Here is a 25619-nt window from a genome sequence, read left to right as displayed (position 1 = left end):
GGATGACGACAAGAAATAATCCTCCCTGTCGCGCAGCGATGGGGAGGATTCTCGATCAGGCGGCCTGCTTCAGTTCTTCGATGGCGGCGGTCGCGCGGTTCACGGCTTCGCTGTCCATCATCTGCTGGCCCGCTTCGATGATGGTGACGTCGGTGATGCCCACAAAGCCGAGGACGTGGCGCAGATAGCCGGTGGCGAAATCATAATCGCTGCCGACCGGCACGCCGCCCGATGCGACGACCAGATAGGCCTTCTTGTCCTTGAGCAGTCCTTCGGGGCCGGTTTCGGTGTAGCGGAAGGTGCGGCGGGCGCGGGCGATCTGGTCGATCCATGCTTTCAGCGCCGCGGGGATGGCGAAGTTATAGACCGGCACGCCGATGACGATCGTGTCGGCGGCTTCGAGTTCGGCGATCAGCTCGTCCGAATGCGCGAGCACCGCGCGCTGATCGTCGCTGCGATCGGCATCGTCGGTGAAGTTGGCGCCGACCCAGGCTTCGTTGAGCAGCGCGGGCGGATTGATCGCCAAATCGCGGCGGGTGACGGCGCTGCCATAACCCTGTTCAACCAGGCGGGCGACGAGCTGGTCGGCGAGCTGGCGGGTGGTCGATCCGCTGTGGCGGGCCGAGGCGTCGATGCGAAGAATATGCGACATATGATGACTCCTTTGATGGACGTTGAACTTGGAGGGGAGGGGGTGCCGCGAGCAGCCCCTATTCTTGGGGAAAGCTCGCGGCACGGGGTGGGCCGCCGTCGGGGAGGGACATCGGCGGCCCGGGGGGGCTTTAGAGGCTGTCGACGAGCACCAGCTCGGCGTCGTCGAGCGCCTCGACCGTGATCGTCCCGACATCGCGGAGCGCAATGCCGTCGCGGGGATCAGCGTCGGTGCCGTTGACACGGATGCGGCCCTTGGCAGCCACCAGATAGGCGTGGCGACCGGCGTCGAGATCGTAGGATACGCTCTCACCCGCGTTTACCGTCGCCGCCGCCACCCGGGCATTGGCGCGGATCGGCAACGCGTCGGTGTCGCCTTCGATGCCGCTCGCCAGCGTCACGAACTGGCCCGAGCGATCATTCTTGGGAAACTGGCGCGCGCCCCAGCCGGGGTTGCCGCCAGCCTGATCGGGCATGATCCAGATCTGGAACAGCGTGGTTTCCTCATCTTCGAGGTTGAACTCGCTGTGGGTCACGCCCGTACCGGCGCTCATCACCTGCACGTCACCCGCCGCGGTGCGGCCCGTATTGCCCATGCTGTCGCGGTGGGTGATCGCGCCGGTGCGGACATAGGTGATGATTTCCATGTCGCGATGCGGATGCGGGGGGAAACCCGACTGCGCCGCAATGGCGTCGTCGTTCCAGACGCGCAGCGCCCCCCAGCCCATCCGGCCTTCGTCATAATAGTTGGCGAAGGAAAAATGATGGCGGGCATCGAGCCAGCCGTGGTTGGCGTGGCCCAGCGTGTCGAATTTGCGAATGTCGATCATGGCCTTGTCCTTTCTGTCGCGCCGCGCCTTGGCGGGATGCCCGGCGATGCTGCGGTGTTGAGGACAAGATAGCGATGGAGATCGTTTCGAAAATAGCGTAGATGGAAATCTATTGTTTCCAGAATCGCGATAATTGTTGCAGCAAGCACCGTAGCCCTGAGCTTGTCGAAGGGCGCTTCTCGGATAAGCGCCCTTCGACAAGCTCAGGGCTACGGTGAAGTTCGAGGAGTCATCCGTGTCCTTACCCGATTACGAAGGCTGGGCCTGTTTCGCCGCGGTCGCCGACAGCGGCAGCTTTACGGCCGCGGCCGCATCGCTGGGCATATCGAAGGCGAGCGTATCAAAGGCGGTGACGCGCCTCGAAACGTCGCTCGGCATCGCGCTGCTCCATCGCAGTTCGCGCACTGTCACCGTATCGACCGCCGGCGCAGGGTTGCTCGGCGAAGCGCATGCCATGGTCGCGGCGGCGACCGCGGCGACCGAGGCGGCGCGCGGCGACCGCGTCGACCTGGCAGGCCCGATCCGCCTCGCCGCGCCGATGAGTTTCGGGATCAAGGTGCTCGGCGGGCCGATTGCCGCCTTTCTGGCGATGCATCCGGCGGTCGAGATCGACGTCATGCTGAGCGACGCGCGCCACGATCTCGTCGCCGAGGGCATCGACCTGGGGCTGCGCATCGCGACGATGGAGGACAGCAGCCTGCTCGCGCGCACCATTTCGCCGGTCGCGGCGTCCCTGATTGCCAGTCCCGACTATCTGGCGCAGCACGGCACCCCGCGTCATCCGCTCGACCTCGCCGGTCATCGGCTGATCGGCTACGGCCACCGTGAGCGCACGTCGCCGCTGCGTTTTCATCGCGGCGGGGAGGATGCGACGGTGATCCCGACCGGGCCGTTGTTCACCAACAATGGCGACATCATGATCCCGCTGCTTATCGCGGACGGCGGTATCGCGGCGCTGCCCGACTTCATTGCAGAGGAAGCGCTGGCGTCGGGCGCGCTTGTCCGCATCTTGACTGACTGGTCATTGCCGCAGGCGTATCTGCACCTGCTGTCGCCGCCGTCACGGCTGCGTCCGGCGCGAGTGCGGGCGCTCGCCGACCATCTTGTCGATACGTTGAAGCGGTCGTGCACCGGCGCGCATACCGATCATCTCGCGCTCGGGACGTCGTAGAAAGACCCAAATCGGGCGGTACGGATTCGCCGCGACTCGCGGAGTTCTGCGGGTTAAATCAAAATTAACCTTTTCCCTTCATTAGTTTCGTGGTTAATGTTCCGGCAGTCCGCAACAGGGGTCGGTCGGTGGCATCGCACGATAGCCAGGTGATCGGAAAAGCAGGGCTGTCGTGGGAAACAATCAAGGGGTGCCCAATGCGTGTATTGCTGATCGAGGACGAGCCGACGACCGCCAAGGCGATCGACACGATGCTCACGACCGAAGGCTTCAACGTCTACACCACCGATCTGGGTGAAGAAGGCTTGGACCTGGGTAAGCTCTATGATTACGACATCATCCTGCTCGACCTGAACCTGCCCGACATGCACGGCTATGACGTGCTGAAAAAGCTGCGCACCGCCAAGGTGCAGACGCCGGTGCTGATCCTGTCGGGCATTTCCGAAATGGATTCAAAGGTGCGCTCGTTCGGCTTTGGCGCCGACGATTATGTCACCAAGCCCTTCCATCGCGACGAGCTGGTCGCCCGCATCCATGCGGTCGTCCGCCGCTCGAAGGGCCACAGCCAGAGCGTGATCAAGACCGGCAAGCTGGCGGTCAATCTGGACACCAAGACGGTCGAGGTCGACACGACCCGCGTGCATCTGACCGGCAAGGAATATCAGATGCTCGAGCTGCTTTCGCTGCGCAAGGGCACGACGCTGACCAAGGAAATGTTCCTGAACCACCTGTATGGCGGCATGGACGAACCCGAACTCAAAATCATCGACGTCTTCATCTGCAAGCTGCGCAAGAAACTGGCGCTGGCGTGCGAAGGCGAAAATTATATCGAGACGGTCTGGGGCCGCGGTTATGTCCTGCGCGACATCGACGATGAGGGCAATGAGGTGCGCCGTGTCGCCTGACGCACTACACCTCGCCAAGAGTTAACCGAGGGAACCCGGCGCGGAGCAATCCGCGCCGGTTTTCTTTTGGCGGTGAGCAGTCACTTCTTCTCCCCTCCCTCCTAGGGAGGGGTCGGGGGTGGGTAAGCCGCCGAAGGCGGCTTGCTGCCTCAGTTCGCTGCGCTTGTACCCACCCCTAACCCCTCCCCAAGAGGGAGGGGGAATCCTACGACCGCTTGTCTTGCCAAACGCTGCGCCCGAAATGCGCCGGCTGGGCACTCCCCAGCACCAGCCCCGGACGCCGCACTGGGGCCATCGGGGGCGGGATGATTTCGAACCCCGCGATATTTTCGGCAGGTGCCGCGCCGCTGCCGTGCGCGGCACGCAGGCGCGCGGCCTCGACCGGGTGGTCGGTCTGGATCCCGAAACGTGTACCCGCGACCCAGCGCACCGTGCCCAGCATCGGTTCGTGACCGGGCAGGAATACCGTGATTCGTTCACCGATATGCAGCGCACCCGGCGCCTGCCCGCCAATGCCCGTTTCGGATACGTTGCGGATGGTGACGTCGAATTTTCCCAGGCGCGCGCAGGCAAGCGCCGCCTTGACAAGGCGCGACTGCCGCGGCTGGCGCTTTTCGTCTGGAGGCGGTGAGGCTGGGGGAGCCTCGGGAATTGACATGGCGCGACCCATTGCTGTCGCCCGACCCCCACGTCGACCGATGATGATGGTCCCGTTCTCGCGTTAACAGCAGAAGGTAAATATTCGTATAGCGTGTTCGGTAATTATTGCGCGGGCGGCAAGCCGCCAAAGGTGACGATGCTTTCGCTACCATCGGCCGAAAGGGCTGAAACACCAAAGAAATGATCGTCGATGATGACGCCGGGCAACGTCCGTCCCGCAGCGGCGGCGTCCGCCGGGACGAGCTGGCTGTCGGTCCAGTCGTTGCGGTCGGCACGGCGCCAGTACAAACGATAGGCGACCGCATCCTTGACCGGTGTCCACGACACTTTGGTATCCGAACTCACCGCGCCGTCGATGCTGACGCTGGCGGGTGCGGGCGGCGCGGCAGCAAGCTCGCTGGCCAGCACGACGTTCAGCGCGGTGACGCGGGCCAGATAGGCAAAGTCCATCTCGTCGACGGTGTCGCCATATTTGCGGCCGTTTTCGGTGCGCAAATCCTGATGCTGATGGTCGTAGTCCTCGATCCCGACGCTGAACCGGATCGCCGGATAACCAAGCTCGAGCGACGGCAGATGGTCGCCGCCGCGGCGGAAACGGTCGGGACGCCGCACCGCGAGCACGTCGAGGCCGATCGTGGGACTTTGTTTTCCCGCTCGAATCGCCGCCTTGGCCAGCGCGCGCGACGGGCCGTCATCCTCGCCGCCGATGCCGCGCCGCGCCAGCTGTGCCGCCAGATCTTCCGACGCGCGAATGCCCTCGCTGAACACCCGCACGCGGTTGTCGACGATGGTACCGTCGGTCCCCTTGATGCCGCCGACGATGTCGTTGTTCAGCATCGCGGCGACCGGCCAGTTTTTTTCCTTGGCGTGCCGCGCAAGCAGGCGCCCGCCCCACAATCCCTGTTCCTCGCCCGACAGCAGCGCATAGACGATCGTCGCGCGATGCTTGTGCTTCGATAACAGCCGCGCTGCCTCGATCACCAGCGCGGTGCCCGATGCATCGTCGTTGGCTCCGGGGGCGTCGGCGGTGAAGTTCATCGGGTCGCTGACCCGGCTGTCGATATGCCCCGCGATGATGATGACATGGGCGGGATCGCCGCTGCCCTTCTGGATCGCCAACACATTTTCGACGATCACCCCGTCCGGGGCGCGCGGCCCGTCAAAGCGATCGGCGATCCGCTCGACGGTCAGGCAGCCGCCACAGGCCTTTGAAATACGGGCAAACTCGGCCGCACCCCAATTGCGCGCCGCGCCGATGCCGCGTTTCGGATCGGTCGCCGACGACAGCGTGTGGCGGGTGCCGAACGACACCAGCTTTTCGACATCGGCCTTCAGGCGCGCGGGATCGGCGGCGGGGGTCTGATCCTGTCCATGCGCAGCGGTCGGCGCAATGAGCAGGAGGGCGGCGAGCAGGCTCTGTTTGATCATGCCGCATCATGCGGTGGGTATGGGGGCGAAGCAAGCGCCATCGCCGCCTTCATACCGTTGCCCCGCGGAGGCGGGGCGACGACAAAAAGCCCCTCCCTGTGAGGGGAGGGGCTTTCCGGTTCTTAACGCAGGCCCGAGAAACGGATGTCCTGCACGCGGCCATAGCGGATGTCGCAGGTGAATTTGCCCTGGTCGTAATAGCCGCCACGGCCCCAGCGACCGCCATAACCGTCGCGGACGACGACGCGGCCCTTCACCTTATAGCCGTCGCGCTTGCGATCGATGCTCGTCACCTGAGTGACGTCGGTGTTGCCATAACGACGGCTGCCCCGTTCGACCGCGTTCACGCACTGGTTCACGGCGCTGCGGCTGTTGCCATAGCGGTTATAGTCATAGCCATAGCCGTAGCGCGGATCGTCGTAGCGACCGCGATAGCGGTTGTCGTAACGATCATAGCGGTCGTTGTTGCCGCTCGACAGGATCGCCGCAAGGCCGCCGAGCACGACGGCACCGGCGATCACTTCGCCCGCGCTGATACCGTCGCGATCGTAGCGATCGCGGGCGGCGGCGGGGGCGGCGCTCATCAGCATCGCGCCAGCGGTGGCCGCACCAATTGCGGCCTTGGTCAGGTTGGTCTTGATAGCCATGGTTCGGTCTCCTTCAGGCGCAGGCGGCAGCGTTGCAGCCTGTTGAGGATGTTCTACCGAGTCGGGGGTGACACGATGCTGAACCCGTCGCTTATCTGGCGTTCAGCCTTGGTTTCGCTGGGGTTCAGTTTCAAAGCGAAGGGCCGCGCCACCTTGGAGGTGACGCGGCCGCGCAAAGAAGTTCGTCTTGATTATAAGCGGCGTCCATCACCGTAGCCCTGAGCCTGTCGAAGGGCGCTTCTCGGATATGCGCCCTTCGACAGGCTCAGGGCTACGGTTCAACACATTGGGCTGGTTGCAGCTCAACCAAAACTGACGTCGACGACGCGGCCGTTGCGGTAACTGCAACCGAAACTGCGGACTTCGCCGCCCAGCCGCGATGCGGTGCCGGTGACGTACCAGCCGCCGTTGTTCGCCTCGGTGCCGTCGATCCGGTCGACGCGGGCGTCGTCGCCCATTTCGGCCTCGACCGCCCAGCTGCAAGCGTCGGCGGCGCGGCGCTGGACATCGCCATTGTCATAGGCGGCCGCCCCATCGTCGCCGCGGCGGTCGTCGACCGGCGGCACATAATCGCTGTCGCGCTGCTCGTAACGCTGATCGTCGCGATATGGCGGATCGTAACGATAGTCGGGTGCGCGTTCGCGCTTGTCCTTGCTCGCGGCGCTGGCGATCGCGGCGATGGTGCCGATGATCAGCAGGCCGCCGAGCACGTCACCCGCGCTGACGCGGTCGTGATGGCGATGGCCCCAGCCGCCATGGCGCGACCGCGCTTCGGCGGGGGCGGCGCTGAACCCGACCGAGGTGATGACGACGGCGGCCGCAGCGGCAAGACTGGTGAATTTACGCATCGCGGGAACCTCCCCAAGGGCGGGCAAAGGATGGTCCAGCCCGCAATGCCGCCTTGCTAAGCTCTTGATGCTTTCGCGCCGCTGAACCGTGGTGCTAGTACGACAGCCCGAGCGCCGGAATGGAAAAGGCCCGCCATCGCTTGGATGGCGGGCCTTCTGACCCCAGGTGACCAGACCTGTCGGGCAATCAGCAGACGCAGCGCGGCTTGGGCCGCGGCTTCCACTTTTTCTTGGCCACATAGCGTTTCCGCACGGGCGCCTTTTCATAATAGGTCTTGGTGGTCGTCTCGACCGTTTCGGTCACCACCGGCGCGCCGCCGGTGATGATCGTGGTGACCACCACACCAGGGGTGTAATAGCCGTAACCATAGCCATAGCCGCCATGATGATAGGTCGTGCTGCTGTGATGCGATCCGCGGCTCGCCCACCAGGCTTCGCATTTCTTCTTGTCCGCGGCATCGCCGATCGCGCCGCCCGCGACCGCGCCCAACGCGCCGCCGATGATCGTGCCTTCGGTGCGGTTGCCTCTGCCGGCGATGCGGTTGCCGACGACGCCCCCCACGACTCCGCCGACAACCGCGCCGCCCACCGTGCCCCCCCGGCCACAGCGGCGTTCCATTTCTGCGTCGTGGCGCGGGTCGTACGCGCCGCCATAATAGTGATGCGGCGGGGGCGGGTAACCCGCGCCATGCCCCTCGACCGTGCCTTCATAGCTGCCGTCGTAACGGCGTCCGTCGGGCGCCTCGTAGGTGCCGTTCCACGTCCCGGTCCAGCGCCCCTCGGCATCGTAACCCGACACGCGGCGATATTCGACTTCGCTCGGGATCCGGTCGGCGTGGCCGGTATAAACGCGCACGTCAGCGTCGGCGGGCGCGCCATAATCGAGCGCCGGGCGCGGATCATGATTATAGGACACGCCGCTCACCAGGTCGGTCGCAGCGGTCGCATCGATCGCCGGGGCTTCGGCATGGGCCCGGCCCGCCAGCAACAACGACCCCGCGGCCACCCCCAACAAGACGAACGTACGCATGACTAACTCCCTGTTCCCTCGGCCCGAACCGATTGGTTAACAGCTTGTTAGCAAAATCGGCGGCTTTTCGCGAATCCGTTAACCCTGACGATTGCGTCCCGATTTGGGTCAGCTGAACGCGGTTCGGCTGGACTGATCCTCCCTGTGGCGAAGCCATGGGGAGGGGGACCGTTCGCGAAGCGAATGGTGGAGGGGCGGCGACGGTCGTGCCATGACCCCTCCGTCAGCGCTCCGCGCTGCCACCTCCCCATCGCTGCGCGACAGGGAGGATCGCACAAGCCTGCTCTCACCAAAAACTGTATCGCTGACCTCTGCCTGCGCGGGGGCGACGTTGTTACGCCAGCGCCCCGGCAATCCGCGCCACCAGAGCTTCGGCCCCGGCCTGATCCGCCGCTGAAAACCGCCCCGGCAAAGGGCTGTCGAGGTCGAGCACCCCGACCAGCCGATCATTTGCAATCACCGGGACCACCAGCTCGCTGCGGCTATCGGCGTCGCACGCGATATGGCCCGGAAAGGCGTGGACATCGTCGACGCGCTGCGTCGCGCGGAGCCGTGCCGCGGCGCCGCACACGCCCTTGTCGAGCGGGATGCGGATGCACGCCGCCTTGCCCTGGAACGGGCCGAGGACCAGCTCCTCTCCGTCAAAGCGGTAGAAGCCGGCCCAGTTGAGGTCGGGGATCGCCTGCCAGATCAGCGCCGCGACATTCGCCATATTGGCAATGCCATCGGGTTCGCCCGCGACCAGCGCCGCAGCGGCGTCGCCCGCCTCCGCCCAGCGTTCGGCGGGGTCGATGGCGGAAAAGGCGAGCGCGTAGGACATTATTCGACGGCCAGCCCGGTCCACTTCGCCGCGAACGCATATTTGTCGGCGGCTTCGGCGATGATCTTGTCGGTCGGCTTGCCGCTGCCGTGCCCGGCGCGGGTTTCGACGCGGATCAGATGCGGCTTGTCGCCCGCCTTCGCATGCTGGAGCTGCGCGGTATATTTGAAACTATGCCCAGGTACGACGCGGTCGTCGGTGTCGGCGGTGGTCACAAGCACCGCGGGATAGGCGGCGCCCGCCTTGATATTATGATAGGGGGAATAGCTCAAAAGATTGCGGAAATCGGCCTCTTTCGAGGGATAGCCATAATCGTCGACCCAATAGCGCCCGGCGGTGAAGCGGTCGAAACGCAGCATGTCCATCACCCCGACCGCGGGCAGCGCCGCGGCGAACAGGTCGGGGCGCTGGTTGGTGACCGTGCCGACGAGCAGCCCGCCGTTCGACCCGCCTTCGATCGCGACCTGGCCCTTTCCGGCGATCCCTTCGGCGATCAGATATTCGCCCGCCGCAATGAAGTCGTCGAACACATTTTGCTTGTTGGCGAGCCGACCGGCGTCGTGCCACGCCTTGCCATATTCGCCGCCGCCGCGCAGGTTGGCGATTGCCAGCACCCCGCCCTTGTCGACCCAGGCGAGGCGCGTCGGCGAAAAGCCGGGGGTCATCGATACGTTGAAGCCGCCATAACCATAAAGCAGGGTCGGCGACCCCTTGCTGCGGTCGAGCCCCTTTTTCATCACGACGAATATCGGCACTTCGGTGCCGTCCTTCGACTTGTAGAAACGCTGTTCGACGGTGAAATCATCCGGTTTGAAGGTCAGCTTGGGCTCGGCGAAAATCTCGCTTTTGCCGGTCGCGGTGTCGAGCCGGTAGATGGTTGTCGGGCGTGCATAGCTGGAAAAGGAATAAAAGGTTTCGGGATCGCTCGACTTGCCGCCAAAGCCCGACGCCGATCCGATGTCGGCCAGCTTGATCGCCGCGATCCTTTTGCCGTCGAGTGCGATCATCTCGGCCTGCGATTTCGCATCGCCCAGATAGGAGAGGATGATGCGGTCGCCGACGCGCGACGCGCCGACCAGCGTATTCTCGCTTTCGGCGACCAGTTCGGTCAGTTTGCCGGGCCGCCGGATGTCCATCGACACCAACCGCTCGCGCGGCGCGCCCTTGTTGGTGACGAATGTGAACAGCGGCCCTTCGTTGGTCACATATTCCCAGTTGTTCGCGAAATCATCGACCAGCGTAATCGGCTTGCCCGCTCCGTTTGCGCCGACCGGATAAAGCGTCAGCCCCAGCCGTGCGTCGGTCCCTTCGGACCCGAACACCAGCAGATATTTGCCGTCATCGGTGACGATCGCACTGTTGTTGAGCTTGGGCTTGTCCGGGGTCGCGTGGATCAGCACGTCGGCGCTCTGCGGCGTACCGAGCTTGTGGAAATAGACAGCGTGGTTCTCGTTGAGCGACTGGAAGGCCTCCCCCGCTTCGGGTTCGGGGAAGCGCGAATAATAGAAACCGCTGCCGTCCTTCGCCCAGTCGAGCGCCGAAAATTTCACCCAGCGCACTTCGTCGGCCAGGTCCTGCCCGGTCGCGACATCCTTGACCCGCACGATCCGCCAGTCGGTGCCGCCGTCCTGCACCGAATAGAGCAGATATTTGCCGTCTTCCGAGGGGCTCCATTCGGCGAGCGCGGTGGCGCCGTCCTTCGCCCACAGATTGGGATCGATCAGCACCCGGCCTTCGCCCTTCAGCCCCTCACGGACATAGAGGACCGACTGCGGCTGAAGCCCGTCGTTGCGCGTGTAGAAATAGCGGCCTCCCGCCTTGGTCGGCAGGCCAAAGCGTTCGTAATTATAGAGCTCAGTCATCCGTTTCTTGAACGCGTCGCGGCCGGGCAACGTCGCGAGATAGGCGTCGGTGACCTTGTTCTGCGCCGCGACCCAGTCGGCGACCTTTGGGTTGACGCGGACATCATCCTCCAGCCAGCGATAGGGGTCGGCGACATCGACCCCGAACTGCGGATCGACGGTGTCGCCGCGGGCTGTGTCGGGATAGGTCAGCGCGGGCACGGTGGCCGATGCCGCGGCGGCTTCGGCCGCGTGAAGTGCTGCGGGGGTCATCGACAGGGCAACCAGCGCCAGCGGCGCGAATAGGCTTTTACGGGACATGGCAAGGCGATCCTCATGATCCGGGGGAAATTATCGTGCGCCGATATGTAAGGATGCGAAACCCGGGGGCAAGCGGATTCCGGACCTATTTTAGCCACCAGCCGTTGCCGCGGCGGCTTCAGAATTCGATCAGGATGCGGACCTTGTCGGGGGTGGTGCCGACGACGCGCGCGATATGGGCGCGGCTTTCGGCGAGCATGTCGGGCGAAAATTCGCCGCCGTCGGTGCCCAGCAGCTCCGCGGTCGACACATCGAGCAGCGCGCCCAGCGCCTCGATGCGGCCATGCCGCGGTCGGGTGCGGTCCTTTTCCCACGCCGATATGGCGGGAACGCTGACGCCGAGGTGGGCGGCGAGCTGCTGTTGGCTGAGACGGCGGGTGACGCGCAGGCGGCGCAGGCGGGTGCCAAAGCTTTCGCTGCCCGGCCGCCTATCCTGCTGAACGTCGGTTGCCGACCGAGCACCGGGCACCGGACGGACGTCATTTTCCCTGGCCATCTGGCGGACGTTACACCAACGACCAGCCGATGGGCCGCGCTAAAATGTGCGAGTACACCGGCCGCCTTGCCGACGGTAAGGCGCACGGCGCACACAAAAAGGGCGGCAAACCTTTCGGACGCCGCCCTTGATCTTGTATCGCTCGGATCGAGGCTCAGGCTTCCGCCATATCCTCGTCATACTGGTCGACCGGGCCCGAATCCTGGCCCTTGGCATCGAGGTCGCGATCGACGAGTTCGATGACGGCCATCGGGGCGGCGTCGCTGGCGCGGATACCAGCCTTGATGATGCGCGCGTAGCCGCCGTTGCGGTCCTTGTAACGCTCGGCCAGGACGTCGAACAGCTTGACCAGCTGGGTATCGTCCATCAGGCGGCTCATCGCGAGGCGACGATTGGCCAAACCGCCACGCTTCGCCAGCGTGATCAGCTTTTCGACATAGGGACGCAGTTCCTTCGCCTTGGCGACGGTCGTCGTGATCTGCTCATGCTTGATGAGCGAGGCCGACATGTTGCGGAACATTGCGGTACGATGCGCGCTGGTGCGCTGCAGCTTCCGGCCACCCGATTTATGACGCATAATCCATTCCTTCGTTTGTCAGAGGGGCCGTATAGCGGGTTCCCATCAAAGTATTACTTTGATGGGTTCTGCTGGTACCCCGAGCCAGGTCGATTGCGGGCCGACCCATTCCCGTTTGATCCTCCCCGGAACGGGGAGGGGGACCGCCGCGAAGCGGTGGTGGAGGGGGCTCTCGTTCGAGCGCGGCGCTATGCCGACACCCCCCTCCGTCAGCCCTGCGGGCTGCCACCTCCCCGCAAGCGGGGAGGATTTTAACCCAGCAGCTCCTGTTCGAGCTTCTTGGCCATTTCCTCGATATTTTCCGGCGGCCAGCCGGGGATGTCCATGCCCAGACGCAGACCCATCGACGACAGCACTTCCTTGATTTCGTTCAAGGACTTGCGGCCAAAGTTCGGGGTGCGAAGCATTTCGGCTTCGGTCTTCTGAACGAGGTCACCGATATAGATGATGTTGTCGTTCTTCAGGCAGTTGGCCGAACGGACCGACAGTTCGAGCTCATCGACCTTCTTCAGCAGGAAGCGGTTGAGCTGGTTGACGTCCGATTCATCGGCGGTGGTCGACGGCGCCGCCATGCCGATCATGCCGCTGTCGTTCATCGCTTCTTCGAAGTGGACGAAGACCTGCAGCTGGTCCTGAAGGATGCGCGCGGCATAGGCGACGGCATCTTCGGGGGTGACCGTGCCGTCGGTTTCGACGGTCAGGTTCAGCTTGTCATAGTCCAGTTCCTGACCGATGCGGGCATTGTCGACCTTGTAGGCGACCTGGCGCACGGGCGAGTAGAGCGAGTCGACCGGGATCAGGCCGATCGGCGCGTCGATCGGACGGTTGGCGGTCGCGGGAACATAGCCTTTGCCGGTGTCGGCAACCAGTTCCATGTTCAGCGTCGCGCCATCGTCGAGGTGGCAGATGACGTGGTTCGGGTTCATCACCTTGATGTCGCCTGACACCATGATGTCGCCGGCCTTGACGGTCGCGGGACCGGTCGCCGACAGCTGAAGCCGCTTCGGGCCTTCGCCTTCCATCTTCAGCGCGATCTGCTTGACGTTGAGGACGATGTCGGTGACGTCTTCGCGCACACCGGCCAGGCTCGAGAATTCGTGGAGCACATTCTCGATCTTGATCGACGTGATAGCCGCACCCTGAAGCGACGAGAGCAGCACGCGGCGCAGCGCGTTGCCGAGCGTCAGGCCGAAACCGCGCTCAAGCGGTTCGGCGACGAAGGTCGCCTTGCGCTTGCCGTCGCTGCCAGCCTTGATTTCCAGGTTGCTGGGCTTCTTCAATTCCTGCCAGTTCCGGATATTGACAGTCATGGTCTTCCCTTTGCTTTTGGCGGGACGAATTGGGGGTCGACCAATTTGTCCGGCGTTAGGAGTTTAGCGGATGCCGCCCCGGAATGGGGCGCATCCGAAGCAGGCATCAGACGCGGCGGCGCTTGGCCGGGCGGACGCCATTGTGCGGGATCGGGGTCACGTCGCGGATCGAGGTGATGTGGAAACCGACCGCCTGCAGCGCGCGCAGCGCCGATTCACGACCGGCGCCCGGACCCTTGACTTCGACTTCCAGCGTGCGGACGCCATGTTCAGCGGCCTTCTTGCCGGCGTCTTCGGCGCACACCTGCGCGGCGTACGGGGTCGACTTGCGGCTGCCCTTGAAACCCATCATGCCGGCGCTCGACCAGGCAATCGCATTGCCTTGGGCGTCGGTGATGGTGATCATCGTGTTGTTGAAGGTCGCGTTGACGTGGGCGACACCCGACGAGATGTTCTTGCGTTCGCGCCGACGAAGGCGCTGCGGTTCACGAGCCATGATATATTCCTAACCTAATCCTGAATGGCCGGTGGCGGGCGATGCGCCGCTGCCCCGGCAGGGGAAATAAGGAAGCGCGCCCGGTAGGACGCGCTCGAACCTTATTTCTTCTTACCGGCGATCGCCTTGGCCTTGCCCTTGCGGGTGCGCGCATTGGTGTGCGTGCGCTGGCCGCGGACCGGCAGGCCCTTGCGATGACGCAGGCCGCGATAGCAGGCGAGGTCCATCAGGCGCTTGATGTTCATCGCGGTGTTGCGGCGAAGATCACCCTCGACCGTGTGGTCGGCGTCGAGCGTTTCGCGGATCTGGAGCACTTCGGCGTCCGACAGATCCTGAACGCGGCGGCTGTGGTCGATGCCAAGCTTGTTGGCGATGTCGACGGCGGTCTTGCGGCCGATGCCGTGGATGTAGGTGAGCGCGATGATCACGCGCTTGTTGGTGGGCAGGTTGACGCCCGCGATACGTGCCATTGGTAACTTTCTCCTGCTCCACAGGGCCGCAGGCAAACGACCCCATCTCAAAGCGTCTGATTTCCAACGCAAAAAACGGACCACGAATGCGCGCTGCGCGCTTCGCCGTCCGGTCATGATGTCGGAATGGAGGCGCAAGTAAGGTGAGTCGGCCCGATTGTCAAGCTTGACGCCGGGGATTTCCCTGCGTCGCGGACTATGCCACAGCGGCCCGAACATGGCCAGCGACGACCGCCCTTCGCTTCTGATCGACCGCCTTGCCGACTATGTGCTGGCGCATGGCCTGACCGCGTCCAGCCTGCGGCCGCTGGCGCGCGCGGCGGGGACCAGCGACCGGATGCTGCTCTATTATTTTGCCGACAAGGATGCGGTGATGGCGGCGACGGTCGAGCGGATCGCGGCACGGATGACCGCGCTGCTGGTCGCGGCGGCGCCGCCGCAGCCCTTGCCCTATGCGCTGCTACGAACGGCGCTCGCGGCGCAGCTGCGCGACCCGGCGCTTTGGCCCTATATGCGGCTATGGCTCGACATGGCGGCGCGCGCCGCGCATGGCGATGCGCTTTATGCACGCATCGGCGAAAGCATCGGGCGCGGCTTTCTGGCCTGGGCGGGCGACCAGCTCGCCTGTGCGGCCGCCGACCGCGCCGGACTGGCGGCGCGGCTGCTGACCGAAATCGAGGGGATGGTGCTGCTCACCAGCCTCGGGCTGGACGATGCTGTCGATGCCGCGCTCGGCGTCAGCTTCGGGCCGGAATCCGGTTGAGCCCGCAGCCGAGCGCAATCGCCACCGCGCCGCCCCACAGGATGACCGCGCCCGATGCGGCGGTCTGTTCGATCCCGGCGCCGTAAAGATCGGGGATGACGACCAGCGCGATGCTGTCGCAAGCGATCGCCGCGGCGGTGACGATGGCGCTGCCCAGGGCCACCTGATCGGGCGCCAGCCGCGCGATGCGGCGCACCAGCAGGATCACCGGCAGCGTTCCGGGGACTAGCGCAGCATAGAGCAGCACCCGATTGGCCCCTTCGAACGCACCGATCGCGCCGACCCAGCGGCAGATCAGCGCACCGATGAACCAGAAAGTTACACCGGCGACGGTCAGCGTCGCCATCTGGCCGCTCGAAAAGGGCAGGCGGGTGGTGGCTGCGGACATCGATACTCTCCCTGTAGCAGTTGCTACAGGATGCCTATCAGGTTGTAGCGACTGCTACAAGGCGTGTCACGCTACGCGGCACCTTCGCCAACATCCACCGCTCAGCGTCCGTCGGTGCGCGGCGCGATCTCCGCCGCGCGCGCCGCCAACCGATCGACGACCGCCGCGTGGATACCCGGGGCGCAGGCGATGACGCCAAAGGCCTGCGCGCGCGGCGTGTTGAACTTCAGCGGCGCGCCAAAGGCGTCGGTCACCGCCGCGCCCGCCTCGGTCGCGATCAGCGCCGCTGCGGCGACGTCCCATTCGAATCCCCAGCGCAATGTCGCGACCAGGTCGGCGCGGTCGTCGGCGACCAGCGCCATGCGCAGCGCGATGCTGTTCGGCTTGGTCACGATCACCAGGTCGCTGTCGACCTTGGGCAGGGCGTCGGCGGGAACGCGCGACCCGGCGAATTCGCTGCGGCGACTGGCCCGCAATGTTTCGCCGTTGAGCTGAGCGCCTTGGCCCTTTTTCGCGACCCATAGTTCGTCGAGCGCGGGGGCATAGAGGATGCCGAATTCGGGCGTGCCGTCGATCACCAGCGCGACCGACACGCACCAGCCGGGACGGCCGCGGATGAAATCGCGGGTGCCGTCGATCGGATCGACGCACCACATCGCGCGGCGCGCCAACCGGTCGGCATTGTCGGCGGTTTCTTCGGACAGCCACCCCGCCTCGGGCACCATGGCGCCGAGCACGGCTTTCAGCCGCGCATCGACCGCCAGATCGACGTCGCTGACCGGATTGTCGTGCGATTTGTGCCAGACATTGACCGCTTTGCCTTCGCCGCGCCACCGCGCCATCGCCATGTCGCCGACCTCGCGCGTCGCGGCGATCGCGGCTTCAAGGTTGCGGCCCGGCATCGGCTGCGGAACCTCAGCTCGACGCGACGGTCATGCCGTCGATGCGCAGCGTCGGCGCGTTGATGCCATGGCGGAACTCGAGGTCGTTAGCGGGCACCAGCGCCGCGAACATATCGATCAGATTGCCCGCGATGGTGAATTCGGCGATCGGTCCGGCGATGACGCTGTCCTTGATCAGAAAGCCCGACGCGCCGCGGCTGTAGTCGCCGGTCACCGGGTTGACGCCATGCCCGATCAACTCGGTGATATAGACGCCGTCGGTAATCCCTTCCATCAACGCGGCGGGCGTCATGCTGCCGGCGGCGAGATGCAGGTTGCTCGCGCCCACGCCCGAAGCGCCGCCGCCGCGGCTGGCGTGGCCGGTCGGGGTCAGCCCGAGCTGCTTGGCCGATGCGGTGTCGAGCAACCAGCCGGTGATCTTGCCGTCCGCGACCAGGTCGCGCGCCGCGGTCGGCAGGCCTTCGCCGTCAAAGGCGCGGCTGCGCAGTCCGCGCAGGCGGTGCGGTTCGTCGCGGATGACGATGCTGCGATCGAACAGCTCGCGATCTTCCTTGCCGAGCAGGAAACTCGTGCCGCGTGCGATCGCGGGACCGGCGATCGCGCCGAGCAAATGGCCGACGATGCTGCCGCTGACGCGCGGATCGAGGATGACGGGCAGTTTGCCGGTGGGCGCCTTGCCGGGGTTCAACCGCGCGACAGCACGCGTCCCGGCGCGCGCGCCGATCTCGGCGGCGCTTTCAAGGTCGGACAGATGATGCGCGCTGTGCCAGCCATAATCGCGCTGCATCGCGGCGCCTTCGCCCGCGATGACGCTGGCCGACAGGCTGTGGCCGCTGGAGCCGTAACCCCCGGCAAAGCCGTGGCTGGTGGCGAGGGCAAAGCGGGTGCGGCTGTGGCTCGCGCTGCCGCCTTCGCTATTGGTCACCCCGGCGACGGCGCGCGCGGCTTCCTCGGCCGCGCGCGCGGCTTCGCGCAGCGCGGCGGGATCGGCTTCGCTGCTGTCGTCGAGGTCGAGGTCGGGAACCGGACCCTTGAACAATAATTCTTCGGGTGCGAGCCCTGCATAGGGATCTTCGGGCGCCTCGCGCGCCATCGCGACGCAGCGTTCGACCAATTTGGTCAGCTCGCCCGCATCCATGTCGGCGGTCGACACGCTGGCGCTGCGCTGGCCGACGAAGACGCGCAGCGAAATATCCTGCCCCTCCGACCGCTCGACATCCTCGAGCGCGCCCAGCCGCATCGAGACCGAGGTGGCGGCGTTGCAATAATAAAGTGCGTCGGCGGCATCGGCGCCCGCCTTGGCGGCGGCGTCGCAGAGCATCTGCGCGCGGTCGAGGGCTTCGGAAACGGTCAGCATTGCCGCGCCCTATACGGCGGGCGGCAGGGCGTCAAACCTGGCTGCCGGAGTTTACTTGATGATCGCGGCGATTGCGTCGGTGGCGGCCATCGCGCCGCTGACCCACAAAAAGGGCAGCGTCAGCGCCGCAACCCACAGACGGCGGACGTCGCGGCGAAAGCGCGCGTGCAGCCCCCAGCTTGCGAGCGCCTGGCGGCTGAGGTGATACCAGCGGCGTTCGGTCGAACGCGCGACGGGAACGGCAAGCGCCAGCAAAATGATCAGCGCCGCAAAAATCAGCATCGATGAGGCGCCCGCTGCGATCGCACTCGACACCAGCCAGATCTGCAATGCGGCGAATGCGACCAGCGCGGTCGCGGCGTGCCAAGTCATTCGGCGACCGAGACTTCGCGCTGCCGGCACACTATGTGTCGAGCGCCGCCACAGGCGCGGTCCGAATGCTGATGCCATTTTTCAGCCCCCTTAGGCTGGCGATTCCCAGAAACGCCACGATTTCAGCCCAATATTCCCGAGTCAAGACAGGTTGGCACCGATTCGTTAACAATTCCGCTCGCTTCACCCCGGATTCGCAACCAAATCGCGCCGGATCGCCCAAAATATTGCAATTTTGGTGCAATGGGCCGTGTCGGCACCGATGAGCCGACCGCGAAATACGACTGGCGGTGGTCGAAGGCGGCGGGCCGTTGGTCGAAGCCTTGCATCCGCCCGCGACGCTGATAGCGTCTAGTTCCAGTCGTTCTGCTTTACTGCAACACGGGGAAAATCATCATGCGTTATCTGGCCTTACTCGCCGCCCTGACCCTGCCGGTCGCGTCCGCTGCTGCGGCCGAGGGCGACAAGCCCGCGGTCGAACCCAAGCCTGCGGCGCTGATCGCCGACGGGGTACCCGAAGTCCCTGCCGAACTGGCGGCGGCGACGCGGCCGTACATGGAAAATCGCGGCGCGGGTTTTGTCGGCTGGAACCCCGTCGACAAATCGATGCTGATCGCCACCCGCTTTGGCAACACCGCGCAGCTTCACCGCGTCGCGATGCCGATGGGCGCGCGCAAACAGATTACTTTCGAGGCCGAGCCGGTCGGGTCGGGCAGCTGGGCGCCGCAAAAGGCCGATGTGATGCTGGTGCAAAAGGACATCGGCGGCAATGAATTCTATCAGATCTATGCGATGAAGGACGGGCGGCTCGAGCTGCTGACCGACGGCAAGAGCCGGAACGGGCTCAACGCATGGAGCAGGGACGGCGAGCTCGTCGCCTTCACCTCGACGCTGCGCAACGGCCGCGACAGCGACATTTATGTGATGGACCCGCGCGATCCCAAATCGCGGCGGATGGTGGCGCAGGTCGACGGCGGCGGCTGGCGGCTGGTCGATTTCGCCCCCGACAAAAGTTGGGCCTTGGTGGGCAAATATACCTCGGTCCAGAAATCGGACCTGTTCCGGCTCGACCTGGCCAGTGGCGCGATGAACCCGATCGGCGATCACAGCAAGACCGTGGCGCTTGGCGGCGCGAGTTTTGCGCCGGACGGCACGATATGGATGACCAGCGACGAGGGCAGCGATTTCCAGCGGCTCGGCACGCTCGACCCGGCAACGGGCAAGTTCACCCCGAAAGGCCCGGCGGAGAAATGGGATGTCGATACGTTCGACATCGCCGAAGACGGCAGCTTTATCGCCTATGTCGTGAACGAAGCCGGCACGTCGAAACTGCGGCTGCTCGATCCCGGGACCGGAGCGGTGCGCACCGTCGATGGCCTGCCCGCGGGGATCATCGGCGGCCTCAGGATTGCGCCGTGGGGCGAGATCGGCATCACCTTCACCTCGGCGCGCAGCGCGGCTGATGCGTTCAGCGTCGATCCCAAAACGCTGGCAGTAACGCGCTGGACCGAAAGCGAGACGGGCGGTCTCGACGTGACGAAGAATGTCGAGCCCGAATTGGTGAAGGTCAAAAGCTTCGACGGGCTCGAAGTATCGGGCTTCCTCTATCGCCCCGACGCGGCGAAGTTCCCCGGCAAGCGGCCGCTGATCATGAGCGTCCACGGCGGGCCGGAAGGGCAGTCGCGCCCGGGGTTCATGGGGCGCAGCAATTATCTGCTCAACGAAATGGGTATCGCGCTTTTCTATCCCAACGTCCGCGGCTCGACCGGCTATGGCAAGACCTTCGTCAGCCTCGACAACGGGCCGTTCAAGCGCGAGGACAGCGTCAAGGACATGGGCGCGTTCCTCGATGCGCTGGCGAAAGACAAGACGCTCGATGCGGCGCGCTTCGGCCTGACCGGCGGCAGCTATGGCGGCTATATGTGCTATGCCGCCGCAACCCAATATGCCGCCAAGCTACGCGCCAACCTGTGCGTCGTCGCGATTTCTAACTTCGTCACCTTCCTGGAAAACACCCAAGATTACCGCCGCGACCTCCGCCGCGTCGAATATGGCGACGAACGCGATCCGGTGCAGCGCAAGAAGCTGATGGAAATCTCCCCGCTGACGCGCGTTGCCGATATCAAGAAGCCGCTGTTCGTCGTTACCGGCGCCAACGACCCGCGCGTCCCGGCGTCAGAGGCCGACCAGATCGTCGCGGCGGTGCGCAAGAACGGCGGAACGGCTTGGCATCTCGTTGGGACCAACGAAGGCCATGGCTTCGCCAAGAAGGAAAATGCCGACTATAATTTCTGGACGTCGCTGCTGTTCTGGAAGCAATATTTGCTGAACTGAGTTGGTCCGTCGCCCCCGCGAAGGCGGGGGCCGCTGATGGTCCTGCGGTTGGTCGCGATGTAAACCGACTGCGGCCCCCTTCATCGCGGGGGCGACGTTTAATCAACCCTGCGGCGGAACCGGCAGCGGCTCGGCGTCGGCTTCATCGGGCGCCGTCGGCATCGGCGCCTGACCGCTGGCCTGCCGTTCCAGCTCCTCAGCGGCCTTCTGACGCTCGGCGAGCGCGCGTTCCTCGGCGACCACTGCGGCTTCGACGTCGGCGGCCGCCGAATCGATCCCCGCCAGACGCTTGGCGCGTTCGTCGGCGATCATCGCCTGCCAGTCGGTCTTGTCGGCGGCCTGACGCTCGGCCTTGGCACCCGCGACCAGCGCCTGGGTACAGCCGGTGAAGCCGCCCAGCCCGGTCGGCGAGCAGCTGTCGGTGCCGAAGCGACCGATGCGCTCGACCGCGACGACCTTGTTCGCCCACGCCTCGTTGCGCACGTCGAGCGGGTTGCCGCGCAGCATCTCGGGAACGCGGTAGCGCTCGCCTTCGGGCAATTTTGCGCAGACCAGGATTTCGTCGGGTGCGCCCTTGGGGCATTGATCGTCGCCATAGACAACAACCTGATTGACCTTTTCACCGTCGACCGTCTGCTGCGCCGCGACGGGCACCGACAGCGCGCTACCGGCGATGACCAGGGCGAAAAGGGGGAGGCGGCTCATCGGATTTTCCTTCGTCTGCTCTGGCGTGGCTTGGCACTGCGACCCTGCATCCGCCATGAACGAATGCCGAGCCGCCAATCTATCAGATACGCTTCGACAGCGCGATGGCTGCGCGGCATCCGGCGCGGATCGCGAGGCTCAGCACCGGATAACCCGCGGCGCTTTCGGCGCCCGCGGCCAGCGCGGCTTCCTTATGCTCCAGTTCCTCGGCCCGGAAATCGGCCACCGCAGCGCTGAGCTCGGGATCGCTGTCGCCCAGTTCATCCAGCTGGTCGCGGTAATGGCGATCGATTTCGGTCTCGACCGCGGCGGTGCAGGCCATCGCGGCGCGCGGACCCATCGCGGCGGTGACCGCGCCGAGCGCGAACCCCGCGACGTTCCAGAAGGGCTGGAGCGCGGTCGGGCGCACGCCGCGCCGCGCGATCATGGCATCGAAAAATTTGCGATGCCGCTCTTCCTGTTCGGCCATATGCGCGATTTCGCGCGCCATCGGGTGGCGGTCGCCCATCACCGCAAGCTGTCCGGCATAAATGCGCGTCGCGCCATATTCGCCGGCCTGATCGACGCGGATCATCGATGCATTTTTGTAGGCTTTCGTCATGCCGCCGATGTGGGCCGACGGCGCAGCAAGGTCAAGACGAGCGCCGCCGCGCCCAGCGAAAAGATTGCGTTGAAGCCCGCGAGCGAGATACCGAACAAGGTCCATTGTGCGGTATCGCAGCGGATCAGCGGCGCGTTCATGATCGCGTCGAGTGATACGGGTCCGCCGCTACCAGTGGCGCAGGTGGTGAGGCCTTCCCAAAAGCCATATTCGACCCCGGCGTGGTAGATGCCGATGGCGCCGCTGAGCGCGATCGCAAGCGCGGCGAGCAGCGTCAGGCTACGCATTGCCTTGTCATTGGCTCGCAGCAACAGCGCGAGCAGCGCCAGCACGATTGCCGCCTGATGCGGCCAGCGCTGCCAGTAGCACATTTCACAGGGGTGAAGACCAAAGCCAAATTGCGATACCAGCGCGCCGCCATAAAGCAGCAGCGGCGCGGCGAACGCAACGATCGGCGCAGTGAGGCGCGTTTTCAGCATGCCGACGAACCCTTAGTTGCGGCGGGCAGGTTTGGCGCCGGGTTTCGTCGCCTGTGCCGCCATGCGCGGCGCGGTCGGGCTGATCCGTCCGATCGTCTGCAAGGCATAGTGGAGCTGGAAATCCTCGATTCCCTTGGCCTTCAACTCGGCGGCGGTCGCGGTGAACCGCGGATCGGCCTTTTCGTCCTTTTCGATCAGCCCGTCGTCCACCTTTTTCTCGTTGATCAGGTGGCGGCGTAGATCGCTTTCGCGGAACTTCGGCCGCGACGCATAATCGGGGTCAGAAATCTGCGGCACCCGGATGTCGGGTTCGATGCCGCCCTCCTGCACGCTGCGCCCCGACGGGGTGTAATAGCGCGCGGTGGTCAGCCGCAGCGCGGTCGTGTCGCTCAGCGGCAGCACCGTCTGCACCGACCCCTTGCCAAAGCTGCGTTCGCCCATGACGATCGCGCGGTGCTGATCCTGCAGCGCCCCGGCAACGATTTCGGAGGCCGAGGCCGAGCCCGAGTCGATCAGCACAACAACCGGCGCGCCGCCTGCCAGGTCGCCGGGTTCGGCGAAGAAGCGTTCGATGTCGCCCTTGCGCCGGCCGCGCTGCGACACGATTTCGCCGCGTTCGAGGAACAGGTCGCTGATGCCGACCGCTTCGTCGAGCAATCCGCCGGGGTTCGAGCGCAGGTCGACGATCCAGCCGCGAGGTTTCTTGCCCAGCGATTTTTCGACCGCCATCATCGCCGCGCGCATGTCGGTGGTCGCGTCGGCGGAGAAGCTGGTGACGGTCAGCACGCCAACGTCGCCGCTGACTTCCCATTTGACGGGTTTCAGGTCGATGATCTCGCGCGTCAGCGACATTTCGATCGGCTTGTCCTGGCCCTCGCGGACGATCGTGACGTCGATCTTGGTTCCCGGACGTCCGCGCATCTGATCGACCGCCTCGTCGAGCGTCAGGCCAAAGATCAGTTCCTTGTTGATGTGGGTGATATAGTCGCCCGACTTGATCCCCGCCTTGTCGGCGGGGGTGTCGGCGGTCGGTGCAATGACCTTCACGACGCCGTCTTCCATCGTCACCGACAGGCCCAGCCCGCCATATTCGCCGTCGGTCTGGGTGCGCAGGTTCGAAAAGCCGCGTGCGTCGAGATAGCCCGAATGCGGATCGAGGCTCGCGAGCATGCCGTTGATCGCGCCCTCGATCAGTTTGGAATCGTCGACCGGTTCGACATAGTTGGATTTGACTTCCAGATAGACGTCCATGAAGCGCGAGATTTCTTCCTGCGTCTTGCTGTCGACGCTCGCCATCGCGCCGGTCGCGAGCGGTACCAGCGCCAGCGTCGAGAGCGCGGCGGCGCCCTGCCACAAGGCGAAGCGGCGCTTCGAGGATGCGGGCTTCTTCGTCGAGTCGGTCATGTGCGTCTTTCACTCAGGCGGGATCTTCCGCCATATATACCCCGGCTCGCCATCCTCCTACGCATTTGCGCAGGCGTCAAGCGGTGCATCCCGATAGGGGACAGCGCCGGAACGGGGGATTAACCGGCCCAAATCCGGGCAAGCGACGTCACCCGATCATCGCCACAATATCCACCGGGCGCCCGCCGCGGCGCAGTTCGACGGTGATGCGGCTGTCGTCCGACCCGGCACGACCGATCGGGGCGCCGCTATCCAGCGTGTCGCCGACCGCAACCGATAATCCGATCATGCCGGTCAGCAGCGAGACCCAGCCGCCGCCATGGTCGATGATCACGATCTTGCCATAGCCGCGATAATCGCCGGCAAAGCTGACCCGGCCGGGGGCGGGCGCAACGACTTGTCCGCCGGGCCGCGCCGCGATCGTCACGCCGCGCGAGCGGACCCCGCTGTCGTTGACCTCGCCCAGCCCGGCGACGATCCGACCGACGACGGGCAGCCGATAGGCGCCTTGCGTGAGCTCGGCTTCGGCCGGCGCGGGCGGCGCGGCGCTGGCCAGGCTGCTGGCGGGGTTACGCGGACGCGGCAGCGGACCGGCAAGCTGCGCCAGTTCGGCGCGCACCGCGCTGTCGGCCTCCAGCGAATCCATGAGTTCGACGATATCGCGCGCCTTTTCGCCCAGCCCGAGCGCGCGATCGGCCTCCAGTTGGGCACTGCTCATCAGCTCGCGCGAGCGCAGCCGCCCTTCATTCTCCAGCCTGGTCAAGGCGCTGCGCCGCTCGGACAGCTGGGCCTTGCTCGCCGCCAGCGCCCTCAATGCGACCGCCTGCTGACGGCGGGTGATCTGCAGCTGCGCCAGTTCCTGCCGTACCCCGGCGGTGCGTTGTTCGATCACCGGCATCGCGGCGTCGATCACGGCGCGCGCGTGGACCATGTCGGTGAGCGATCCCGGCTGTGCCAGCACGCTGACCGGCGGCTGGCGGGAGAGCTGCTGGAGCGATGCGGCGAGTTCGAGCAGCGGCTGTTGCTGCTCTGCCAGCGCCGCGCGCTGCGCTGCCAGGCGGCTACTGACCAGCGCGACGCGCGCTTCGCCGGCGCTGATGTCGGCCTCGGCCGACTGGATGCGCGCGGCCAGCGCGGCGCTGCGTTTCTTCAGCCGGTCGGCCTCGTTGCTGGCCGCCGCCGCCTGCGCCTCCAGCCGCGTGCTGCGCGCCATGGCCTCGGCGGACTGCTGCTTGGCACCCAGCAATTGTTCACGCTCGCGTGCGGCAATCGCGGCGGGATCGAAGATGTCGCTTTGCGCCAGCGCCAGCGCGCCGCGCGTCACGATGGCGAACAGCGCCAGCGCTGCGAACATGCGTCTCATTGGCGCCCCTCGCGGTGATAGGGATGGTTCGCGATGATGCTGGTCGCGCGCCACAATTGCTCGGCAAGCATCGCGCGCGCCATCAGGTGCGGCCAGGTCGCGCGGCCAAAGGCGATGACCTTGTCGGCACCTTCGCGCTCGTCGGGTGTAAACCCATCGGCGGCGCCAAGGCAGAAGCGCGCCTCGCGCACCCCGCCGTCGCGCCATTTTTCCAGCAGTTTCGCAAATTCGAGCGACGACATCTGGTCGCCGCCCTCGTCCAGCAGCACGGTGCGGCTGTTGTCTGCCGCGACAGGCATCCGCCCGCCGGTATCGGGAAGCTCGGAAATCTTCTGCGCCCAGGTCACGCGCTTCATATAGCGCTCGACCAGCTCGGCCTCGGGAGAGCGCCCGATGCGCCCGCGCGCGATGATGTGCAGCAGCATGGGTTTTTGTTCACCTTCGGTGAAA

28 protein-coding genes are annotated in these 25619 nt (G+C 65.4%); 4 read left to right on the top strand and 24 right to left on the bottom strand.

The window, feature by feature from the left end:
- Positions 1-55: 55 nt before the first annotated feature.
- Together FFS18_RS06255 and FFS18_RS06250 are read right to left on the bottom strand one after the other, a co-directional pair.
- Positions 56-652, bottom strand: a complete 597-nt coding sequence (locus FFS18_RS06255) for an FMN-dependent NADH-azoreductase (protein WP_137870202.1) — start codon at positions 650-652, stop codon at positions 56-58.
- Positions 653-782: 130 nt separating this feature from the next.
- Complete coding sequence (locus tag FFS18_RS06250; protein WP_137870201.1) at positions 783-1481, bottom strand: pirin family protein; 699 nt, start codon at positions 1479-1481, stop codon at positions 783-785.
- A gap of 235 nt (positions 1482-1716) precedes the next feature.
- On the opposite strand from FFS18_RS06250, the gene FFS18_RS06245 reads away from it, so the two are divergent.
- Positions 1717-2652, top strand: coding sequence for a LysR family transcriptional regulator (locus FFS18_RS06245; protein ID WP_137870200.1), 936 nt, complete (start codon positions 1717-1719; stop codon positions 2650-2652).
- Positions 2653-2849: 197 nt separating this feature from the next.
- On the top strand, positions 2850-3557 hold the full coding sequence (gene ctrA / locus FFS18_RS06240) for a response regulator transcription factor CtrA (RefSeq protein ID WP_088443381.1): 708 nt from the start codon (positions 2850-2852) through the stop codon (positions 3555-3557).
- A gap of 205 nt (positions 3558-3762) precedes the next feature.
- On the opposite strand, the gene FFS18_RS06235 is transcribed toward ctrA, so the two are convergent.
- The 12 genes from FFS18_RS06235 to rpsM form a co-directional block, all read right to left on the bottom strand.
- On the bottom strand, positions 3763-4215 hold the full coding sequence (locus FFS18_RS06235) for a PilZ domain-containing protein (RefSeq protein ID WP_137870199.1): 453 nt from the start codon (positions 4213-4215) through the stop codon (positions 3763-3765).
- Between the two features lie 104 nt (positions 4216-4319).
- Positions 4320-5645: a M28 family peptidase gene (locus tag FFS18_RS06230; RefSeq protein ID WP_137870198.1), complete on the bottom strand. Its 1326-nt coding sequence runs from the start codon at positions 5643-5645 to the stop codon at positions 4320-4322.
- A gap of 122 nt (positions 5646-5767) precedes the next feature.
- Positions 5768-6292, bottom strand: coding sequence for a hypothetical protein (locus FFS18_RS06225; protein ID WP_137870197.1), 525 nt, complete (start codon positions 6290-6292; stop codon positions 5768-5770).
- 302 nt (positions 6293-6594) lie between these two features.
- A complete protein-coding gene (locus FFS18_RS06220; protein WP_137870196.1) occupies positions 6595-7140 on the bottom strand; it encodes a hypothetical protein in 546 nt (181 codons plus the stop codon).
- A 187-nt stretch (positions 7141-7327) separates the two neighbouring features.
- Positions 7328-8170 carry a glycine zipper 2TM domain-containing protein gene (locus FFS18_RS06215; protein ID WP_137870195.1) on the bottom strand — a complete coding sequence of 281 codons (843 nt, stop codon included), beginning with the start codon at positions 8168-8170 and terminating at the stop codon, positions 7328-7330.
- A gap of 334 nt (positions 8171-8504) precedes the next feature.
- A complete protein-coding gene (gene msrC, locus FFS18_RS06210; RefSeq protein WP_137870194.1) occupies positions 8505-8990 on the bottom strand; it encodes a free L-methionine (R)-S-oxide reductase MsrC in 486 nt (161 codons plus the stop codon).
- A complete protein-coding gene (locus tag FFS18_RS06205) occupies positions 8990-11152 on the bottom strand; it encodes a prolyl oligopeptidase family serine peptidase (protein WP_137870193.1) in 2163 nt (720 codons plus the stop codon). Before FFS18_RS06205 ends, msrC begins: the two co-directional genes overlap by 1 nt.
- A 118-nt stretch (positions 11153-11270) precedes the next feature.
- On the bottom strand, positions 11271-11648 hold the full coding sequence (locus FFS18_RS06200; protein WP_137870192.1) for a helix-turn-helix domain-containing protein: 378 nt from the start codon (positions 11646-11648) through the stop codon (positions 11271-11273).
- 154 nt (positions 11649-11802) lie between these two features.
- Entirely contained in the window at positions 11803-12225 is a 423-nt protein-coding gene (gene rplQ, locus FFS18_RS06195; protein ID WP_137870191.1) for a 50S ribosomal protein L17, read from the bottom strand.
- 251 nt (positions 12226-12476) lie between these two features.
- Positions 12477-13535, bottom strand: a complete 1059-nt coding sequence (locus FFS18_RS06190; RefSeq protein ID WP_093510552.1) for a DNA-directed RNA polymerase subunit alpha — start codon at positions 13533-13535, stop codon at positions 12477-12479.
- 106 nt (positions 13536-13641) lie between these two features.
- Positions 13642-14031, bottom strand: a complete 390-nt coding sequence (gene rpsK, locus FFS18_RS06185) for a 30S ribosomal protein S11 (protein ID WP_003040416.1) — start codon at positions 14029-14031, stop codon at positions 13642-13644.
- A gap of 101 nt (positions 14032-14132) precedes the next feature.
- Positions 14133-14501, bottom strand: coding sequence for a 30S ribosomal protein S13 (gene rpsM, locus FFS18_RS06180; protein WP_120215360.1), 369 nt, complete (start codon positions 14499-14501; stop codon positions 14133-14135).
- Positions 14502-14718: 217 nt separating this feature from the next.
- On the opposite strand from rpsM, the gene FFS18_RS06175 reads away from it, so the two are divergent.
- Positions 14719-15264: a TetR/AcrR family transcriptional regulator gene (locus FFS18_RS06175; protein ID WP_137870190.1), complete on the top strand. Its 546-nt coding sequence runs from the start codon at positions 14719-14721 to the stop codon at positions 15262-15264.
- Here the strand turns inward: FFS18_RS06175 and FFS18_RS06170 are convergent.
- The 4 genes from FFS18_RS06170 to FFS18_RS06155 all read right to left on the bottom strand — a co-directional run bounded on the left by FFS18_RS06170 (position 15239) and on the right by FFS18_RS06155 (position 18283).
- Entirely contained in the window at positions 15239-15652 is a 414-nt protein-coding gene (locus FFS18_RS06170; protein WP_137870189.1) for a hypothetical protein, read from the bottom strand. The two genes, FFS18_RS06175 and FFS18_RS06170, sit on opposite strands and share 26 nt — an antisense overlap.
- Positions 15653-15753: 101 nt before the next feature.
- Positions 15754-16554: an inositol monophosphatase family protein gene (locus tag FFS18_RS06165; RefSeq protein WP_137870188.1), complete on the bottom strand. Its 801-nt coding sequence runs from the start codon at positions 16552-16554 to the stop codon at positions 15754-15756.
- Between the two features lie 13 nt (positions 16555-16567).
- Positions 16568-17911: a TldD/PmbA family protein gene (locus FFS18_RS06160; RefSeq protein ID WP_137870187.1), complete on the bottom strand. Its 1344-nt coding sequence runs from the start codon at positions 17909-17911 to the stop codon at positions 16568-16570.
- A 51-nt stretch (positions 17912-17962) separates the two neighbouring features.
- Positions 17963-18283 carry a hypothetical protein gene (locus FFS18_RS06155; RefSeq protein ID WP_232014792.1) on the bottom strand — a complete coding sequence of 107 codons (321 nt, stop codon included), beginning with the start codon at positions 18281-18283 and terminating at the stop codon, positions 17963-17965.
- Positions 18284-18679: 396 nt separating this feature from the next.
- Between FFS18_RS06155 and FFS18_RS06150 the strand changes: the two genes are divergently transcribed.
- Positions 18680-20617 (top strand): S9 family peptidase, encoded by a 1938-nt coding sequence (locus FFS18_RS06150; protein ID WP_137870186.1) that lies wholly within the window; start codon positions 18680-18682, stop codon positions 20615-20617.
- 102 nt (positions 20618-20719) lie between these two features.
- On the opposite strand, the gene FFS18_RS06145 is transcribed toward FFS18_RS06150, so the two are convergent.
- The 6 genes from FFS18_RS06145 to FFS18_RS06120 form a co-directional block, all read right to left on the bottom strand.
- On the bottom strand, positions 20720-21322 hold the full coding sequence (locus FFS18_RS06145; protein WP_120218042.1) for a hypothetical protein: 603 nt from the start codon (positions 21320-21322) through the stop codon (positions 20720-20722).
- 82 nt (positions 21323-21404) lie between these two features.
- Positions 21405-21923 carry a demethoxyubiquinone hydroxylase family protein gene (locus tag FFS18_RS06140; protein WP_137870185.1) on the bottom strand — a complete coding sequence of 173 codons (519 nt, stop codon included), beginning with the start codon at positions 21921-21923 and terminating at the stop codon, positions 21405-21407.
- Entirely contained in the window at positions 21920-22402 is a 483-nt protein-coding gene (locus FFS18_RS06135) for a disulfide bond formation protein B (RefSeq protein ID WP_137870184.1), read from the bottom strand. Before FFS18_RS06135 ends, FFS18_RS06140 begins: the two co-directional genes overlap by 4 nt.
- Positions 22403-22414: 12 nt before the next feature.
- Positions 22415-23806, bottom strand: coding sequence for a S41 family peptidase (locus FFS18_RS06130; RefSeq protein ID WP_120215369.1), 1392 nt, complete (start codon positions 23804-23806; stop codon positions 22415-22417).
- 148 nt (positions 23807-23954) lie between these two features.
- A complete protein-coding gene (locus FFS18_RS06125) occupies positions 23955-25169 on the bottom strand; it encodes a murein hydrolase activator EnvC family protein (RefSeq protein ID WP_137870183.1) in 1215 nt (404 codons plus the stop codon).
- A complete protein-coding gene (locus tag FFS18_RS06120) occupies positions 25166-25594 on the bottom strand; it encodes a 23S rRNA (pseudouridine(1915)-N(3))-methyltransferase RlmH (protein WP_120215371.1) in 429 nt (142 codons plus the stop codon). The genes FFS18_RS06125 and FFS18_RS06120 overlap by 4 nt, the downstream gene beginning before the upstream one ends.
- Positions 25595-25619 lie beyond the last annotated feature (25 nt).

This window comes from Sphingopyxis sp. 2PD (assembly GCF_005503695.1).
Lineage (GTDB): Bacteria > Pseudomonadota > Alphaproteobacteria > Sphingomonadales > Sphingomonadaceae > Sphingopyxis.
Note: the sequence above shows the minus strand (reverse complement) of the source record. Positions and strands in the feature narration are given on the sequence as shown.

Excerpts from the sequence above, each read along its gene's own strand:
- FFS18_RS06255 (WP_137870202.1), bottom strand. The coding sequence starts at position 652 with ATGTCGCATATTCTTCGCATCGACGCCTCGGCCCGCCACAGCGGATCG.
- FFS18_RS06250 (WP_137870201.1), bottom strand. The coding sequence starts at position 1,481 with ATGATCGACATTCGCAAATTCGACACGCTGGGCCACGCCAACCACGGC.
- ctrA (WP_088443381.1), top strand. The coding sequence starts at position 2,850 with ATGCGTGTATTGCTGATCGAGGACGAGCCGACGACCGCCAAGGCGATC.
- FFS18_RS06235 (WP_137870199.1), bottom strand. The coding sequence starts at position 4,215 with ATGTCAATTCCCGAGGCTCCCCCAGCCTCACCGCCTCCAGACGAAAAG.
- FFS18_RS06230 (WP_137870198.1), bottom strand. The coding sequence starts at position 5,645 with ATGATCAAACAGAGCCTGCTCGCCGCCCTCCTGCTCATTGCGCCGACC.
- FFS18_RS06225 (WP_137870197.1), bottom strand. The coding sequence starts at position 6,292 with ATGGCTATCAAGACCAACCTGACCAAGGCCGCAATTGGTGCGGCCACC.
- FFS18_RS06220 (WP_137870196.1), bottom strand. The coding sequence starts at position 7,140 with ATGCGTAAATTCACCAGTCTTGCCGCTGCGGCCGCCGTCGTCATCACC.
- FFS18_RS06215 (WP_137870195.1), bottom strand. The coding sequence starts at position 8,170 with ATGCGTACGTTCGTCTTGTTGGGGGTGGCCGCGGGGTCGTTGTTGCTG.
- msrC (WP_137870194.1), bottom strand. The coding sequence starts at position 8,990 with ATGTCCTACGCGCTCGCCTTTTCCGCCATCGACCCCGCCGAACGCTGG.
- FFS18_RS06205 (WP_137870193.1), bottom strand. The coding sequence starts at position 11,152 with ATGTCCCGTAAAAGCCTATTCGCGCCGCTGGCGCTGGTTGCCCTGTCG.
- FFS18_RS06200 (WP_137870192.1), bottom strand. The coding sequence starts at position 11,648 with ATGGCCAGGGAAAATGACGTCCGTCCGGTGCCCGGTGCTCGGTCGGCA.
- rplQ (WP_137870191.1), bottom strand. The coding sequence starts at position 12,225 with ATGCGTCATAAATCGGGTGGCCGGAAGCTGCAGCGCACCAGCGCGCAT.
- FFS18_RS06190 (WP_093510552.1), bottom strand. The coding sequence starts at position 13,535 with ATGACTGTCAATATCCGGAACTGGCAGGAATTGAAGAAGCCCAGCAAC.
- rpsK (WP_003040416.1), bottom strand. The coding sequence starts at position 14,031 with ATGGCTCGTGAACCGCAGCGCCTTCGTCGGCGCGAACGCAAGAACATC.
- rpsM (WP_120215360.1), bottom strand. The coding sequence starts at position 14,501 with ATGGCACGTATCGCGGGCGTCAACCTGCCCACCAACAAGCGCGTGATC.
- FFS18_RS06175 (WP_137870190.1), top strand. The coding sequence starts at position 14,719 with ATGGCCAGCGACGACCGCCCTTCGCTTCTGATCGACCGCCTTGCCGAC.
- FFS18_RS06170 (WP_137870189.1), bottom strand. The coding sequence starts at position 15,652 with ATGTCCGCAGCCACCACCCGCCTGCCCTTTTCGAGCGGCCAGATGGCG.
- FFS18_RS06165 (WP_137870188.1), bottom strand. The coding sequence starts at position 16,554 with ATGCCGGGCCGCAACCTTGAAGCCGCGATCGCCGCGACGCGCGAGGTC.
- FFS18_RS06160 (WP_137870187.1), bottom strand. The coding sequence starts at position 17,911 with ATGCTGACCGTTTCCGAAGCCCTCGACCGCGCGCAGATGCTCTGCGAC.
- FFS18_RS06155 (WP_232014792.1), bottom strand. The coding sequence starts at position 18,283 with ATGACTTGGCACGCCGCGACCGCGCTGGTCGCATTCGCCGCATTGCAG.
- FFS18_RS06150 (WP_137870186.1), top strand. The coding sequence starts at position 18,680 with ATGCGTTATCTGGCCTTACTCGCCGCCCTGACCCTGCCGGTCGCGTCC.
- FFS18_RS06145 (WP_120218042.1), bottom strand. The coding sequence starts at position 21,322 with ATGAGCCGCCTCCCCCTTTTCGCCCTGGTCATCGCCGGTAGCGCGCTG.
- FFS18_RS06140 (WP_137870185.1), bottom strand. The coding sequence starts at position 21,923 with ATGACGAAAGCCTACAAAAATGCATCGATGATCCGCGTCGATCAGGCC.
- FFS18_RS06135 (WP_137870184.1), bottom strand. The coding sequence starts at position 22,402 with ATGCTGAAAACGCGCCTCACTGCGCCGATCGTTGCGTTCGCCGCGCCG.
- FFS18_RS06130 (WP_120215369.1), bottom strand. The coding sequence starts at position 23,806 with ATGACCGACTCGACGAAGAAGCCCGCATCCTCGAAGCGCCGCTTCGCC.
- FFS18_RS06125 (WP_137870183.1), bottom strand. The coding sequence starts at position 25,169 with ATGAGACGCATGTTCGCAGCGCTGGCGCTGTTCGCCATCGTGACGCGC.
- FFS18_RS06120 (WP_120215371.1), bottom strand. The coding sequence starts at position 25,594 with ATGCTGCTGCACATCATCGCGCGCGGGCGCATCGGGCGCTCTCCCGAG.